Origin of the sequence: Variovorax sp. DXTD-1 (assembly GCF_003984625.1) — a bacterium.
Lineage (GTDB): Bacteria > Pseudomonadota > Gammaproteobacteria > Burkholderiales > Burkholderiaceae_C > Variovorax.
This window is the reverse complement of record NZ_RWKH01000017.1, coordinates 124736-140271: the sequence shown is the minus strand read 5'-3', so window position 1 is coordinate 140271 and position 15536 is coordinate 124736. Positions and strand designations below refer to the sequence as shown.

Annotated in this window: 16 protein-coding genes; 7 read left to right on the top strand and 9 right to left on the bottom strand. The window is 67.3% G+C overall.

The features are described from left to right. The 4 genes from hpaI to EJI00_RS17240 form a co-directional block, all read right to left on the bottom strand. On the bottom strand, positions 1–800 hold an 800-nt coding region (hpaI, locus tag EJI00_RS17255; RefSeq protein ID WP_126748719.1), incomplete at its 3' end, for a 4-hydroxy-2-oxoheptanedioate aldolase. 42 nt (positions 801–842) lie between these two features. Further along, the gene (locus EJI00_RS17250; protein ID WP_126748718.1) at positions 843–2315 is read right to left on the bottom strand and encodes an NAD-dependent succinate-semialdehyde dehydrogenase; all 1473 of its coding nucleotides are present in this window, start codon (positions 2313–2315) and stop codon (positions 843–845) included. Between the two features lie 15 nt (positions 2316–2330). Next, positions 2331–3854: a UxaA family hydrolase gene (locus tag EJI00_RS17245; RefSeq protein WP_126748717.1), complete on the bottom strand. Its 1524-nt coding sequence runs from the start codon at positions 3852–3854 to the stop codon at positions 2331–2333. After that, positions 3854–4849, bottom strand: a complete 996-nt coding sequence (locus EJI00_RS17240) for a tripartite tricarboxylate transporter substrate binding protein (RefSeq protein WP_126748716.1) — start codon at positions 4847–4849, stop codon at positions 3854–3856. The genes EJI00_RS17245 and EJI00_RS17240 overlap by 1 nt, the downstream gene beginning before the upstream one ends. Before the next feature lie 135 nt (positions 4850–4984). On the opposite strand from EJI00_RS17240, the gene EJI00_RS17235 reads away from it, so the two are divergent. The 3 genes from EJI00_RS17235 to EJI00_RS17225 all read left to right on the top strand — a co-directional run bounded on the left by EJI00_RS17235 (position 4985) and on the right by EJI00_RS17225 (position 7372). Further along, entirely contained in the window at positions 4985–5920 is a 936-nt protein-coding gene (locus EJI00_RS17235; RefSeq protein WP_126748715.1) for a LysR substrate-binding domain-containing protein, read from the top strand. Between the two features lie 66 nt (positions 5921–5986). Continuing rightward, entirely contained in the window at positions 5987–6709 is a 723-nt protein-coding gene (locus EJI00_RS17230) for a Crp/Fnr family transcriptional regulator (protein WP_126748714.1), read from the top strand. Positions 6710–6847: 138 nt separating this feature from the next. Continuing rightward, positions 6848–7372 (top strand): helix-turn-helix transcriptional regulator, encoded by a 525-nt coding sequence (locus EJI00_RS17225; RefSeq protein ID WP_126748713.1) that lies wholly within the window; start codon positions 6848–6850, stop codon positions 7370–7372. A 30-nt stretch (positions 7373–7402) separates the two neighbouring features. Here EJI00_RS17225 and EJI00_RS17220 read toward each other — a convergent pair whose 3' ends face one another. After that, a complete protein-coding gene (locus EJI00_RS17220) occupies positions 7403–7627 on the bottom strand; it encodes a hypothetical protein (RefSeq protein WP_126748712.1) in 225 nt (74 codons plus the stop codon). A gap of 187 nt (positions 7628–7814) precedes the next feature. Between EJI00_RS17220 and EJI00_RS17215 the strand changes: the two genes are divergently transcribed. From EJI00_RS17215 to EJI00_RS17205, 3 genes are read left to right on the top strand one after another with little or no spacing between them, the layout of a single operon-like run. Beyond that, positions 7815–8339, top strand: coding sequence for a hypothetical protein (locus EJI00_RS17215; RefSeq protein ID WP_260590753.1), 525 nt, complete (start codon positions 7815–7817; stop codon positions 8337–8339). A 35-nt stretch (positions 8340–8374) separates the two neighbouring features. Further along, entirely contained in the window at positions 8375–9730 is a 1356-nt protein-coding gene (locus tag EJI00_RS17210) for an SDR family oxidoreductase (RefSeq protein WP_126748711.1), read from the top strand. Positions 9731–9740: 10 nt separating this feature from the next. Beyond that, the gene (locus tag EJI00_RS17205) at positions 9741–10217 is read left to right on the top strand and encodes a DUF2269 family protein (protein WP_126748710.1); all 477 of its coding nucleotides are present in this window, start codon (positions 9741–9743) and stop codon (positions 10215–10217) included. Here the strand turns inward: EJI00_RS17205 and EJI00_RS17200 are convergent, their stop codons facing one another. The 4 genes from EJI00_RS17200 to EJI00_RS17185 all read right to left on the bottom strand — a co-directional run bounded on the left by EJI00_RS17200 (position 10218) and on the right by EJI00_RS17185 (position 13932). Beyond that, complete coding sequence (locus EJI00_RS17200) at positions 10218–10478, bottom strand: hypothetical protein (RefSeq protein WP_126748709.1); 261 nt, start codon at positions 10476–10478, stop codon at positions 10218–10220. A 16-nt stretch (positions 10479–10494) separates the two neighbouring features. Beyond that, positions 10495–11361 carry a ZIP family metal transporter gene (locus EJI00_RS17195; RefSeq protein WP_126748708.1) on the bottom strand — a complete coding sequence of 289 codons (867 nt, stop codon included), beginning with the start codon at positions 11359–11361 and terminating at the stop codon, positions 10495–10497. Positions 11362–11638: 277 nt separating this feature from the next. Next, the gene (locus EJI00_RS17190; protein WP_126748707.1) at positions 11639–13399 is read right to left on the bottom strand and encodes a hypothetical protein; all 1761 of its coding nucleotides are present in this window, start codon (positions 13397–13399) and stop codon (positions 11639–11641) included. Then, a complete protein-coding gene (locus EJI00_RS17185; protein ID WP_126748706.1) occupies positions 13399–13932 on the bottom strand; it encodes a dual specificity protein phosphatase family protein in 534 nt (177 codons plus the stop codon). The genes EJI00_RS17190 and EJI00_RS17185 overlap by 1 nt, the downstream gene beginning before the upstream one ends. 207 nt (positions 13933–14139) lie before the next feature. Here EJI00_RS17185 and EJI00_RS17180 point away from each other — a divergent pair, with 207 nt between their 5' ends. Beyond that, positions 14140–15525, top strand: a complete 1386-nt coding sequence (locus EJI00_RS17180; protein WP_126748705.1) for a UDP-glucose dehydrogenase family protein — start codon at positions 14140–14142, stop codon at positions 15523–15525. The last annotated feature ends 11 nt before the right edge of the window (positions 15526–15536 follow it).

Below are 15536 nucleotides of genomic sequence, written 5' to 3'. Positions count from 1 at the left end.
TAGGCGGCGCGAGACGCCGGCTCGGCGGCTGGCGGCGCGCCGGTGAAGTCGGCCGCCAGCTTTCGTGCGGCGCCGGCGTACAGCAGCAAGTCGACACCCACCGCAACGAAGGTGCAGCCGAGTTCGAGGTAGCGGCGCGCCAGCTTCGAATCTGAGGTCAGCGTGCCCGCCGCCTTGCCGGATGCCACGATGGTCCGCATCGCGGCTTCGATTGCGGCCTGCACCTCCGGGTGCCCGGGCCGTCCCCGATGCCCCATCGACGCGGCCAGGTCGGCCGGGCCGATGAAGACGCCGTCGATGCCATCCACGCCGCATATTTCTCCGAGGTTGGAGAGCGCCGTCACGGTTTCCGCCTGCACGAGCAGGCAGATTTCTTCATCGGCAATGTCCAGGTAATCGGTGCGCCCGCTCCATTGCGATGCGCGCCCCACGGCGCTGCCCACGCCGCGAATGCCCTGCGGCGGATAGCGCGTGGCCGACACCAGTGCCCGGGCCTGTTCCGCCGTGTCGACCATCGGCACAAGGAGGTTCTTCGCGCCGATGTCGAGCAATTGCTTGATGAGGGCCGTGTCGCCCTGAACTGCCCGCACCACCGGCTGGGCAGGGTGCGGCGCCACGGCCTGCAGTGCTGCAAGGGTCGAGCGCAGGTCGTTGGGCGCGTGCTCGCCGTCGATCAGCAGCCAGTCGAAACCGGCGGTGGCGCTCACCTCCGCCATGTACGGGTCGGCCATCGAAAGCCAGAGGCCGGTTTGCGGCCGGCGCTCGGCCAATGCTGTCTTGAAGCAGTTGTTTGCGGGCATTGGATATGTCTCTTTGGCAGGTGTTGTTGGTGTGAAGCAAGCTCAGTCCAGCTGGCCCTGGCATACGTACTTGGTGTGCATGTAGTCGTCCAGCCCGTGTACGGAGCCTTCCCGCCCGTAGCCTGAATCCTTCACGCCGCCGAAGGGTGCCGCCTCCGCGGCCAATGCGCCTTCGTTGATGCCGACGATGCCGGCCTCCAATGCGTCGGCCACGCGCCAGATGCGCCGCACGTCGCGCGAATAGAAGTACGCCGCCAATCCGAAGGGCGTGTCGTTGGCCTGGGCCACCACGTCGGTTTCATCCGCGAAGCGCGTCAGGGGAACGACCGGGCCGAAGGTCTCTTCGCAGGCGCAGGCCATCGTCGCATCGGCATTCACGAGCACTGTGGGTGCAAAGTAGTTCGGCCCTAGTGCGGGCAGCCGTGTGCCGCCGGCAATCAGGCGCGCACCGCGGGCGAGGGCGTCCTGCACATGCCGCTCGATCTTTTCGACGGCGCGCACATTGATCATGGGGCCGATCTGCGAACCCGGGTCGCTGGCCGGGCCCATCCGCAAGGCCGAGACGCGTGCCGCCAGCGTTTCGGCGAACTCGTCATGCACGGCTTCATGCACGAACACGCGGTTGGGGCAGACGCAGGTCTGTCCGCCATTGCGGAATTTGGCGGCCATGAGGCCATCGACTGCGGCGCCGATGTCGGCATCGTCGAACACGATGAAGGGCGCATTGCCGCCGAGTTCGAGCGACAGTTTCTTCAGCGTATCGGCCGAGCGCCGCGCCAGATGCTTGCCGACTGGGGTGGAGCCTGTGAAGGTGATCTTTCGCACCCGGGCATCGTCCAGCCACACGTCGACCACCTCGGGCGTGCGCTCGCGCGAGGCCGTCACGATGTTGAGCACCCCCGCGGGCACGCCGGCTTCCGCGGCAAGGGCCACCAGCGCCAGCGAGGTGAGCGGCGTGTCTTCGGCCGGCTTGCACACCACGGTGCAGCCCGCGGCCAGGGCCGGCGCAATCTTGCGCGCGATCATCGCGGCCGGAAAATTCCACGGCGTGATGGCGGCGACCACGCCCACCGGCTCCTTCATGGCGAACATGCGCCGGCCGGGCACAGGGGCGGGAATCACGTCGCCGTTGGCGCGTGTGGCCTCTTCGGCAAACCATTCGATGTAGCTTGCCGCATAGGCAACCTCGCCGATGCCTTCGGCCAGCGGCTTGCCTTGCTCGCGCGAGATCAGGCGGCCCAGGTCGTCCTGATGCGCAAGCACCAGGTCGTTCCAGCGCTTGAGGATTTGCGCGCGCTGCTTGGCCGGCGTGCGGCGCCACGCGGGAAAGGCCGCATGCGCCGCATCGACGGCCGCACGCGCCGCGTCGGCGCCGGAATCGGGCACGCGCGCAATCAGATCGCCGGTGGCCGGGTCGGTCACGTCGAGCGTGCGGCCGGCAGCGGCGTCGCACCATTCGCCCGCGATGAAGTTGGCCGTGCGTTGCAGTTGGGGGCGGGAGAGGGTAAGTGGCATTTGAAGAATAGAAGTTCAGCTCACGATGCCCAGGTGCCACGGCACGAACTCATGGTCGCCCAGGCCCAGCGCTTCACTGCGCGTGCGTTCGCCGGAGGCGTGGCGCAATATCTGCTCGAAGATCTGCTGCCCCAGCTCGGGCACCGAAAGCTCGCCGTCGATCACCACGCCGCAGTTGATGTCCATGTCTTCTTGCAGGCGCTTGAACATCGGCGTGTTGCTCGCCAGCTTGATCGTCGGTGCCGGCTTGCTGCCGAACATCGAGCCGCGTCCGGTGGTGAAGCAGATCAGCTGCGCGCCGCTGGCAATCTGCCCGGTCACGGCTACCGGGTCGTAGCCCGGTGAATCCATGAAGACGAAGCCAGTCTTGTCGATGGGCTCCGCATATTCGTACACCGCCTGCAGCGGCGTGGTCCCGCCTTTCATGGCCGAACCGAGGGATTTTTCGAAGATGTTCGCCAGCCCGCCGGCCTGGTTGCCGTGCCCGACCACGCCGTTGAACTGCGCGTTCTGGCCGGCCGCGTAGCGCTCCCACCAGGCCAGCCGGTCGAGCAGCTTCTGGCCGACCTCGGGCGTTGCGGCGCGGCGCGTGAGCATGAATTCGACGCCATGAATCTCGGGCGTTTCAGAGAGGATGGCGGTGCCGCCATGGCGCACCAGCACATCCATGGCCGCGCCCAATGCCGGGTTGGCCGTGATGCCCGAGAAGCCGTCCGACCCGCCGCACTCCAGGCCGATCTTCAAGTGGTTGGCGCCTACGCGGGTGCGCCGCGCGGCATCGGCCTCGGGCAGCATTTCCTCGATGGCGCGAATACCCGCTTCGATGGTCTGGCGCGTGCCGCCCACTTCCTGCATCACCATCGTGCGCATGAGGCGGCCCTGTTGGAGCCCCTGCGAGTCGACCAGCGCATCGACCTGGTTGCGCTCGCAGCCAAGGCCCACGATCAGCACGCCGGCCAGGTTGGGGTGGCGCGCGTAGCCGGCAAGGGTGCGGCGCAGCACGTCGAAATGCTCGCTCGGCGAAGACATGCCGCAGCCGCTGGTCTGCGCAAACGCGGCCACGCCGTCCACGTTGGGAAACGCCGCCAGCCGCTCGGGCGTGAAGTGCGCCGCAATGCGCTTGATGACCGTGGCCGAGCAGTTGACCGACGACAGAATGCCGATGAAGTTGCGCGTGCCGACGCGGCCGTCGGCGCGCACAAAGCCCATGAACGTGGCGCGCTGTGCGTCGGGCACGTAGTCCACCGGCCGCACGTCCTGGCAAAAGCCCGGGTCGCGGTACGAATCGACCAGCGTGAGGTTGTGGCTGTGCACGTAGTCGCCAGCCTCCAGGTTGCGCGACGCCACGCCAATGACGGTGTCGTACTTCTTAACCTGCTCGCCGGCCGCAATGGCGCGCGATGCAATCTTGTGCCCCGCGGGAATCTGCGCCCGCGCCCGCACACCGAACTCGGCAATCGTCTCGCCCAGGGCGATGGGTGTCTTGGCAACCAGTACGTTGTCGTTCGGGTGCAGGCGGAGCAGGGGGCTGTCGTTCATCAACCCTTCTCCATCAGTTCCTTGAGATTGAGCTTGCGGATCAGGTCGGTCTCCTGGCGGTACACGGCTTCGACATACTTGCGATAGTCGGGGCCGTCCTGGTACATCACCGGGGCATCGATGCTGTCGGCCACCTTCTTGAACTCATCGCTGTTGACGGCAACGCGGAACGCGTCGCGCAGCTTCTTTTCCACCGCGGGCGGCAACCCGCGCGGCGCGCCGATGCCGTTGGGCGCTTCCACCACCACGTCGAAACCCAGCTCCTTGAGCGTGGGCGTGTCCTTGAAGCGCGGCGTGCGCGCTTCGCCCCAGGTGGCAAGCAGGCGCAGCTTGCCGCTTTCCACATGCGGGGCCCAGGAGCTGCTGTCGGCCAGCATGTCGACCTGTTCGCCCAGCACATCTTGCAGTGCCGCGGAGCCGCCCTTGTAGGCGATGGCGTTGAACTTGACACCCGCCGCCTGCGCGAACTGCTCCATGCCCACATGGGTGGCGCCGCCCACGCCGGCGTGGGCATAGGTGATCTCGCCCGGCCTGGCCTTGGCCTGCGCCAGCATGTCCCGCAGCGACTTGAAGGGCGAACTCGCCGGCACTGCTATGCCGAAGGTCTGGCCCGAAGTGCGGGCAAGGTAGCTCAGGTCTTTCAGCGGGTCGATCTGCACGGTCCCGATCTGCGCAAAGCGCGTGACCGAAATGGGAATCTGGCCGATGGTGTAGCCGTCAGGCTTGGCGGAGGCCAGGGCCTTGGTGCCGATCATTCCCGAAGCGCCGGCGCGGTTTTCCAGTGCAATGGGCTGGCCGAGCTCTCGCGCCGCAATCTGGCAGATGGCGCGCATCGAACGGTCGGCCGTGCCGCCGGCCGGCCAGGGGCAGATGAAGGTGACGGGGCGGTCCGGATAGTCGGCTGCGAATGCGCGGCCGGCGGCCGTGGCAAGAGCGGCGGCACCAAGGCCGCCCAGCACCAGTTGGCGCCGCTGCAGGGAGCGATTGAAATTCATGGGGTTGTCTCCGACGATTTGTTTTCGAGAAATCAGGGCGCATTCTTCAGTAGACAATCATTGCAATCCAATGAAATAGCGGACTCTCTTCATAGCCTGGAGGTTATGTAGTCGAAAAGCCCGCCACCACCCGCCATGAGCCAAATCGACCGCGTCCTGCGTTCCAACCTCAAGCTGCGCCACCTGCAAATGCTGGTGGCGCTCGACCAGTTCCGCCACCTCGGGCGTGCGGCCGAGTTCCTTGCGGTCACGCAGCCGGCGGTCTCCAAGTCGCTGGTCGAAATCGAGCGCATGTTCGGCCTGGCGCTGTTCGAGCGCTCCACGCGCGGTACCGAGCCCACGCCTTATGGCGAGAGCGTGGTGCGCTTTGCACGCTCGGTGCTGGCCGACTACGACCGCACGCGCGACGAGATCGCTGCCGTGGCCAGCGGTGCGGCGGGCCGCACCAGCGTGGGTGCCATGGTGGTGGCCATGCCGGTGCTGATGGCCCGCGCGGTCGAAATGCTCAAGACGCGGTCATCGCAAACCACCGTGCTGGTGGAGGAAGGCGACCTCACGCGGCTGCTTCCCAAGCTGCGCCTGGGTGAGCTCGACCTCTTCGTGGGGCGGCTCGAGCCCGGCTATGCGGCACCCGACCTCGAAACCGAGGCCCTGCTTGCGGAGCCCATGACAGCCGTGGCGCGGCCCGGCCATGCACTGACTGCGAAGCGGCGGCTGACCTGGACCGACCTGGCAAAGGAGCGCTGCGTGATGCCGCCGCCCTGGGCGTCGCTGCGCGTCAAGCTCGACCAGATGTTCTTTCGCGATGGCGTGCATCCGCCGGCCGACATCGTCGAGTCGGCATCGTTCCTGGCGCAGGTCAGCTTCCTGCAGCAACGCGATGCCGTGGCCTTCATGGCGCGCTCCGTGGCGCGGCACTTCCAGCAGCAGGGCATGCTGCAGGTGCTGCCGCTCAAGGTGCCTATCGAGCTGCCGCCCGTCGGCCTCATCACCATGCGCGGCCGCAGGCGCACGCCAAGCACGCAGCAACTCATTGAATGCCTTCGGCGTGCGGCCAAGGCAAAGCCGTAGCGATAGGCGCCCGCATCCCCAATTTATGGGTACCGCACGGATGGCTGACTCGGGCACCATCCGGGCATGTATCTGCACACGCTGGTCGCCGGTCTGCCGCAGGCGGAGCGCGCGGCATTGGTCCAGGCCACCGAACTGCGCTCCTACCGGCGCAATGAAACCGTGCTCGCCGCCGACGAGTGGACCGACTGCATCTATTGCGTGGCAGGCGGTCTGCTGCGCGTGGTGGCGCATGGGAGCACCAGCGACGATGTCACCACCGAATTCATCCGGCAGGACGATTTCTTCTTCGGTTCTTCTTTCGGCGAAGACCGCTACCAGGTCGCGCAGTCGCTGATCGCGGCGCTTCCTTCGTCGGTGTACCTGATTCCGGTTTCGGAGATGCGCAGGCTGTGCGCGTTGCATCCGGAAATTTCGCTGAAGCTGCTCGAGCTTGCCATGAAGCGCCTGAGCGCAATGCGCGGTCAGCTCCGGCGAATTTCATCGCTGTCCTCCGAAGACCTGGTGGGCCGCGTGCTGCACCAACTGAGCCAGCTGGCGCCTTCCACCACCGGCGGCTACGACAAGCGCATCACGCAGGCGGTGATCGCATCGTATGCGGGGCTTTCGCGCGAGGTGGTCAACAAGGCCATGCGCAACATGGAAGACCGGGGGCTGGTGCGCCGCGACGAACATGGGCTGCACGTGTCCTCGGACTTTGCCGCCACAGACTTCGAACCGCTGCCCGACGAGCATGGCGGCCGCGGGCATCCGGCCGCCGCATCGGACCCTGAATCCTTGAACGATTGAAGCCTGGAGCCCGTCCGAAGCGGATACGGATCCAGTTTCCCTCTGCCAGATGTGAACAGAGACACAGCGGCGCTTCGAAAGCGCGTGCGCGCAAGTGGCGTTCTCCATAGCATCGGGTTTCATCAACGCGCGCGGAGCTTGCAACGTGAAGGTCTTCAGATCCATGTTCCCGAACCCGGCCTGCATGAGCCGCTCGAGCCGACGGTTTTCGGCGGCCGGCCGATGAGCGCCGCCACGGCCGCTGCGGAGGTTGTGCGGCACCTCTTCGCGCAGGCGAACGCAACAGACCTCGCTTTTCTGATGCGCTCGATCGAGCTCGGCGACTCCCTGTCGGCATCGCAGATCGCTCGCCGCATCCTGGACGGCATTGCCGCGCACCCCGAGGCCAAGCTGTCTGCTGTCGACGCACAGCGTGCGGACAAGATGCTGCACACCGAGCGCATCGCGTCCAAAGGACCGCTGACGCCCCGGGAGCTGAACGTGCTGCGGTTGATCGCCCAGGGCAAGACCAACCGGCAGATTGCCGAGGAGAGCAAGCGTTCGGCCCACACCATCGGCGCCCAGCTCAAGAGCATCTACAGCAAGCTGGCCGTGAAGACGCGCACGCAAGCGGTTTGCGAGGCCACGCAGAAGGGCCTTCTCAGCTGGAACGCGTCTTCCTGACGCAGGCCGCGGAGCGGAACCGGCACGTGCCTATTTCGATGGCGCAGCCGGCGCTGCCGGCGCAGCAGTCGACGGCGCCGTCGTCTGCGGCGCGCTCTGCGTCGGGGTGTCCGGCTTCACCGGACCTTCTTCCCGCGTCTGCGTCAGCAGGTTGTAGAGCAGCGCCAGCAGGAACACGACGATGGCCGCGCCCACACCCCACCGAAAAACCCGCTTGTTGTCGCGCTCGTCACTTCTCGCTTGTTGAGCCTTCATCTCGATCACCTTTCAGTGCAGTGAGCCAACGCTGCATCGGCTCACGGGCCAAGGGTGTCGGACAGCGGCGCGCACCCTTGTCGCGGAACACCCGAAGCACGCACCGCCGCAGCAATGCGGCGCCGGCCTACGTGTTCATGCTCCGTGCCGCACTCGCGCAAAGCACGCCGGCGTCAAAGATCCGGGCATGCAAAGCAGTGAAAGTGAAAAATCCTCCGCCATGGACGCGCCGCCTGCGAGCCAAGCGGCATCGGCCATCAGGACAGGCCTGATCGCGGGCGCGTTCGCCAGCGTGGCATCGAGCGTTGCGCTGGCGATCTTGGGGCGCTACGAGACCGGCAGTTCCGCTGCAACCACCAATGCCACCAGCCATTGGGTATGGGACCGCGAAGCCCTGTTCCGCAGGTCGCCATCGCTTCGGCACACGGTGCTCAGCTATGCCATTCATCACGGCTCCTCCACCTTCTGGGCGGTTCTGTATGCATGGCTTCACGCCAACCGGCGCCCAGCGCAATCGGTGCCGGCCGCGCTGGGAGGCGCCGGCATTGCCGCGGCCACCGCATGCGCGGTCGACTACCTGGCAACACCCAGGCGGCTGACTCCCGGGTTCGAGCACCACCTCTCCAAAGGCGCCATGGCCGCGGTGTACGCCAGCTTTGCCGTCGGCCTGGCGCTGGGGTGCGCGGTGGCCAACCGCGAGCGCATGCGGTGAGGCCCGGCTGGCCGCGGCATGGGGAAAGGCGAGCAGTGAGGGTAGTGATCGTCGGCGCATCCGGCTTTCTCGGTCGCGCATTCGCCCAAGCTTTCGCGCACCGCGGGGCAGACCTGCTGTGCACCGCGCGCGACGCGGACAAGGCTCGCGCGGAGGCTGGCTGGCCGCAAACCCATGCGCAGTGGATCTCCGCAGACCTGGCCGAGGTTCCGCCCGCTTCGTTCTGGACGGAGCACCTGCGCCCCGGAGACGTGGTCATCAACGCGGCCGGCGTGCTGCGCGAGCGCCGCGCGGGCGAGTTCGATGCCGTTCACCACCTGGGGCCGGTGCAGCTCTTCGACGCCTGCGCCGCGGTGGGCGTCGCGCTGGTGATCCAGGTCTCCGCACTGGGCGCCAAGCCCGCCGGGGCCAGCGGTTATTACCGCAGCAAGGGAGCCGCAGACCGGTATCTGCGGCGCTGCCGGGTGGCGTCGGCCGTCGTGCAGCCTTCGCTGGTGTGGGGCGGCGAGGGCGCGAGCGCGAACCTGTTCGCCTCACTTGCCGTCATGCCGATGCTGCTGCTGCCCGGCGGCGGCCGCCAATGGCTGCAACCCGTCCACCTGCATGACGTGGTGGCGGGCGTGCTGGCGCTGGCCGAGGCGCGGCCCGTGGGCAGCCGCACCATCGCCTTCGTGGGACCCGAGCCGGTGAGCTTGCGCACCTATCTGGCCGATCTGCGCCGGCAGCTCGGCTATGCGCGCGAGGCGTGGGTGCTGCCGCTGCCCGAGCGCCTGTTCAGATGGGGCGCGACCCTGGCCGGGCGTTGGAAGGGCAGCTTCCTGGACGCCGAAACCGCCGGCATGCTGCTGCAGGGCAATGCCGCGCCCGCCGCCGACCTGGAAGGCTGGCTCGGGCGGGCGCCGCGCTCGCACCGGGCTTTCATTCCGGTCCATGGCGTGCCGGCGCTGCGCCGCGCCGCGTGGCTGCAATGGATGCTGCCGCTGCTGCGCTGGTCCGTTGCGCTGGTGTGGATCTGGACCTTCATCGTCTCCATCGGGCTCTACCCGCGCGACCAGAGCCTTGCGCTGCTGGCCCGCGTGGGCGCGAGCGGCCTGTGGGCGGAGCTGCTGCTCGATGGCGCCGCCGTGTTCGACCTGGCACTGGGCATCGGCACGCTCGCGCTGCCCGCCGCATGGCGCAGCCGCGTGCTGTGGCCGCTGCAGCTTGCCTTGATCGGCTTCTACACCGCGGCCGTCACGTGGGCCATGCCGGAGTTCTGGCTGCACCCATTCGGCCCGCTCTCCAAGAACCTGCCGATGTGCGCGGCCATCGGCCTGCTCTGGGCCATGGAGCCGCCCACGCACCGCCGCGGCACGCATGCCGCACCCAAGCCGCCTCGAACGCCTCCTTGAAAGCCGCACCATGGAATACCTTGTCTTGAAGTACGTGCACGTGATCTCGTCGACCCTGCTGTTCGGTACCGGCATCGGCTCGGCCTTCTACCTGTTGGCCACCACCTTGTCCGGCGACGTGCGGGCGATAGCGGTCGTTTCGCGCATGGTGGTGCGTGCGGACTGGCTCTTCACCGCAACGACGGCCGTGCTGCAGCCGGTCACGGGCCTGTGGCTGGTGCACCGGATGGGCATGCCGCTCACTACACCCTGGCTCGCGGCCTCGCTGGCCTGCTACGCGTTGGCGATCGCGTGCTGGCTGCCGGTCGTGTGGCTGCAGATGCGGCTGCGCGACCTGGCGGCGCAGGCGGCCGAGGGCAATACGCCGCTGCCGCCGCGCTACTGGCTTCTCTTCAAGTGGTGGGTGGCACTGGGCGTGCCGGCCTTCTTTCTCTTTCTTGCGCTGTTCTGGCTCATGATCGCCAAGCCCGCGCTCGGCGGAGCCTGATCAGGCCATGGCCTTTGCGCGTTCGATGATGCCGCGCACCGCGAACGAAAGGGTGCAAAGGTAGCGGGCATCGGCCGAGAGCGAGCGGCTCATCGCAAGCGCCAACTCCTCGAAGTCCCTCTCGGCCGGCCCCTGGCCGGGGTCGCCGTTCCCCCTGGCAAGCAACTCGGTGATCCGGCTTTGCGCCTGCAGGTAGTCGGCGCGCAGAAGCACGCTGCGCGCAAGGAGCACGTCCAGGTTCAAAACGTCCAGTGCAGTCATGTGGCGTGCCCTTTCTTTACCCCAGTGCCGTGTCGAGCACCATCATCAGCACGAAGCCGACCATCAGGCCGCCTGTTGCAAAGGCCTCGTGTCCCTGGCGGTGGGACTCCGGAATGATCTCGTGGCTGATGACGAACAGCATCGCGCCCGCGGCCAGTGCAAGGCCCCAGGGCAGCAGGCTGGCCGTCAGCGTGACCACCGTGGCGCCCAGCACCGCCATGGCCGGCTCCACCAGGCCCGAAGCCACGCCAAGACCCACCGACATGAGACGACCGTAGCCCACGCCGCGCAGCGCAAGCGCCACCACCATGCCTTCGGGCACGTCCTGGAGCGAGATGCCAGTGGCCAGCGCGGTGGCCGCCACGGGGTCGGAGCCCGCGAAGGCGACGCCGATCGCCAGGCCTTCGGGCAGGTTGTGCAGTGCAATGGCCAATACGAACAGCCACACCCGCTTCAGCTTCATGGCCTTGGGCCCTTCGAGTCCCTTCACGAAATGCTCATGGGGAACCATGCGGTCGATGGCCAGCAGCAGCGCCGCGCCGAGCAGCACGCCCCCGCCTACGATGCCTCCGGCGGCCCATGCGCCGGCGCCCTGGGCTCGCGCGGCCTCCAGGCCCGGTATCACGAGCGAGAACGAAGTGGCGGCAAGCATCACGCCGGCGCCGAAGCCCAGCATGGTGTCGCAGCTGCGCTGCGAGAACTGCTGCGACAGCGCCACCGGCAGCGTGCCGAGCGCCGTGGCCAACGCCGCCAGGCTCCCGCCCAGGAGTGCGCCGCGCACGCGCGCGTCGCCGCGCAAGATCGCCTCGGCCGCCTCGAAGGCCAAGAGGCCCAGGCCCAGCGCAACAATGCAGAAACCAAGCACTCGACGCAAGGGTCGCATCCTGGGGCCTCGCGCAAACAGCAGATCAAGAGTGGTCATCTTCGAACAAGCGATACGCCCGCAAAAAAGGCGGCGACCACCATGGCCGCCGCCAAACTCGCACCCACGGGAAAAATGGTTGTCGAGCCGGTGTGTTCACCCGGTTGCAGATTCGGGGCGGGCTCGAGTGCCTCGCGTAGGAACGTTTCTCGTGTGGGTGGCAGCGCGGACTACATATGGGGCCTCCCAGGCTGATTGCCCTGAGGACTTATGTTCGCAAGCGCTCTGGAGTGGCTTCTCAGCTGCTTGCGAACTGGTCGCGGAGCGCCTGGGTGTAGCGCTCGCATTGCGACTCGAGGCGACTTTGCTCATCGTGGCTGCGAGCGTCCTGTGCCGCCATCCGGTAGTGGCCCAACTGGAAGGCAAGGTAAGCCGGCGCGTAAAAGCCCAGCAACTCCGCGTGGATCCGGCAGCCGCGTCGCAAGAGGCCGTCAACCAGCCGGCTCAGCTCTTCAGCGGTCAGCCCGAGCTCGGTACGGGCACCGGCGACATCCCACGCCGCGTCCTGGCACCCAATCAGGTCATGGCCCGCGTGGTGTTCGACTGCATCGGTCTTGAGGATGCGGCTGTCGTCCGCCAGCCATTCCCATGCGTGCATGCGGTTGTCCGTCTTCACGCGGTGCACCCGGGCCTGCAGCCGGTCCGCATGGCCCTCGTATCCGGCCCATGCACCTGCAAGCTTGCTGCCGAGGGCCTCGGTGCTGTTGTGCCGCCCCATTTCACACAGCGCCCGCAGCGACGCGCCGTTCTCTTGCGGTGCGGGAAAGCTGCGCACGCGAAATGCGATGTAGTCCGCAATGCGCTCGACCAGGCGCGCCCGGAGCTCCGTGCGTTGCAGCCGGCCGGGCGACAGCGGCGCCATCTCGCCGTGCCATCGCTCCACCATGAAGCCGTGGCACAGGCCCGCGACGGAAGGGGAGAAACCGGCCTCCGCCAATCGCATCGCGCAGCCGAAGCGCTGGCGCGCGGCGTGGCCCAGACCGATGAACTTCACGAGCCAGGTGCCGCGGTCGCTGTGCGCCAGGAACTTGCGCCGCTCCTGCCATGGATGAGCCGGAGGCACATCGCCTTGGCCATCGCCATGTGCGCGGCGCCATGCGCCTCCGGTGATCTCGGCAAGCGGCGCATGAAGCGGGCCGACCAGCGACTCGACCCAGCCCTGCAGCCGATGCGCGGGATGTTCGGCGCGCAAGATCAGTTCGTCGAAGCCGACCACGTGCACCGAGGCCTGCGTCCACAGCTCGCGGGTTTCATCGTTGGCCTGCGCCCCCGGCCCGTTCGCGTGGCCGGGAAAGAGATGGATGCGGTCCGCCGGCACGCCTTCGTCGCGCAGCCGCCGTATCACGCCCGCCACCGACGATCCCGAGAGTCCGGGCCCTTCATCGACGATGGCATGGTGCGCGGCGGACCTTGCAAGCGGCGCGTCGCCCAACGAAACATGGCGATCGAAAGGATGCCCGACCGGCCTGAGCGTCAGCGGCGCAGGCGCATCGAGCGCCACCGCCGTAATCGCGGCTAGGCTGGTGCCGATGCTGCGAAGGCCGATCACGCGCCACGGCCCGGGCCGCAGCCGCTTGGCGGCGGCGAAGTGGCCTTCCGGATAGAGCGCATAGAACGCGTAGCCTTCGGGCTGCTTCACTTCCAGGCCGGCGGAAGCAAGCAGGGTTTCGCACGCGGAGAGCAGGTCTTCCAGCGGAGCTTGCTGCCACTCATGCGCAAAGGCTGTCTCCCACGACTGTGCGCACAGCCTGGCCACTGCCATGGTGAGCGCCATGGCGGCATCCGTCTGGGGCGACGGCGTGTCGCGCTTTCCGGCCGCGAGAAGGTGCGCATCCGCAACGCCTTGAACCAGTTCGCCCGCTTCGATAAGCGCATCGACAAGCAGGCTGTGCCTGCCAAGGCCCGCTGGCGAAGCCCGCGCATCCGCGAGCTGCCCGCGCAGCCGCGCCAGCTTTCGGGCGGCCGGCTCCCGCCGCGTCGCGTCTCCGTAGACCAGCATCAGCGAATCCGCATGTGGCGGTATGCAATGGCCTGGAACGCATCGAAATCCGGAACCTCCCACGGCGCGCGGCTCAGCTCGCGATGGCGCGCCAGCCATTCGCTCCAGCAGGCGAACTGCGCGGGGGAGGGCGACACCAGCGCCCGGCGGCTTTTCATCTGCTCGAGCGCATCGAGCGGGCGCTCGCCGCGAAACACCATCACGCACAGCGCGAGCGTGGCCGAGCGGCCGATGCCGTGTTCGCAATGAATGAGCACGCGCTCGCCGCGGTCGAGCGCGGCGCTGGCAAAGGCCACGCCTTCATCGAGCTGTCCGGCATCGACGCCGCACATGTCCTCGGTCGGCAAGTGCAGCAGCGTCATGCCGTGCCGGTGCAGCACGGCCTCGTCGTCCTTGGCCTCGTTGCGCAGGTCGACCACCGCGCGAATGCGATGCGCGGAGGCGAGCTCTTCGGCGCGCTCCGACGGAAAGCTGCCGCCGACGGCAAGCTCCTGCGTGATCCAGCTGAAGTTGGGTGTCCAGGTCGTCGTCATCGTTCGCAGTCGTCGAAAAAAATTCATGGCAACCGGCATGCCCGCGGGGCGTCGCCTCTGTTTTCGATGCGCCACGTTATTTGCGCTCATCAATGCAGTCAACCACGCACCACGGTGCTGTCCTGTTCCTTCGCCGAAAAATTTCTGCTAGGTTTTTTCAACGCGCTTACACCACCACGAACATCGGCACTCATCCGTTCTTCCTCCATGAAAATTTCAGTCCTCGGTACCGGCTACGTAGGTCTCGTCACGGGCAGTTGCCTGGCGGAGATCGGCAATGAAGTCGTCTGCTTCGACGTCGATCAACGCAAGGTCGAAATCCTGCAATCGGGCGGCGTGCCGATCCACGAGGAAGGCCTTCCGCAGCTCATCGAGCGCAACGTGCGCACCGGCCGCCTGCACTTCACGACCGACGTGGCCCGCGCCGTGCACCACGGCGACCTGATCTTCATTGCGGCCGGTACGCCGCCCGGCGAAGACGGCAGCGCCGACCTGCAATACGTGCTCGCCGCCGGCCGCAGCATCGGCTGCCACATGCAGGGCTTCAAGGTGGTGGTCGAAAAGTCCACCGTGCCGGTGGGCACCGCCGGCAAGCTGCGCGCAGCCATCGAGGAGGAGCTCTCGGAGCGCCGCGGCAATGGCGACCATGCGGCAGGCAGCGGCTTGCAGGGGCTCCCGGTCGCCATCGTGTCCAACCCTGAATTCCTGAAAGAGGGTGCGGCCGTCGACGACTTCATGCGGCCCGACCGCATCGTGGTCGGCACCGAGCCCGGCGAGGCGGGGCGCCATGCCAGGGAGGTGATGACCCGCCTGTACGCGCCCTTCAACCGGCAGCGCGACCGCATGATCCACATGGACGTGAAGGCGGCCGAGTTCACCAAGTACGCGGCGAACGCCATGCTCGCCACGCGCATCAGCTTCATGAACGAGCTTGCAAATCTTGCAGAAAAAGTGGGCGTCGACATCGAGCAGGTGCGCCGCGGCATAGGCTCCGATCCGCGCATCGGCTACAGCTTTCTGTATGCGGGGCTGGGTTACGGCGGCAGCTGCTTTCCCAAGGACGTGCAGGCCCTGGTGCACACCGCCGCCACGCACGGCCAGCGCCTGCAGGTGCTGGAGGCGGTGCGCGCGGTGAACGATGCGCAAAAGCAGGTGCTCATAGAAAAGATCGTCCGCCGCTTCGGCGACGACCTGCGCGGCCGCCGCTTCGGCGTGTGGGGGCTGGCCTTCAAGCCTGACACCGACGACATGCGCGAAGCGCCGAGCCGCCTGGTGATCAAGGCGCTGCTGGTGCGCGGCGCAGAAGTCGTTGCCCACGACCCGGTGGCCATTGCCGAGGCGCGCAAGGTGCTTGCAGGCGACCTGGAGGGCATGCCGGAGCTGATCGCGCGCCTGCGCTACGTCGAGAACCCGATGCAGGCCGTGGAGGACGCCGATGCGCTGGTCATCCTCACCGACTGGAAGGCCTTCAAGAGCCCCAGCTTCAGCGCCTTGAAGACCGCACTCAGGCAGCCGCTGATCTTCGACGGACGCAATCTGTACGACCCCGAGATCCGGTTGCAGGGGTTCGACTACATGGCCATCGGCCGCTGAACAAAGACAGA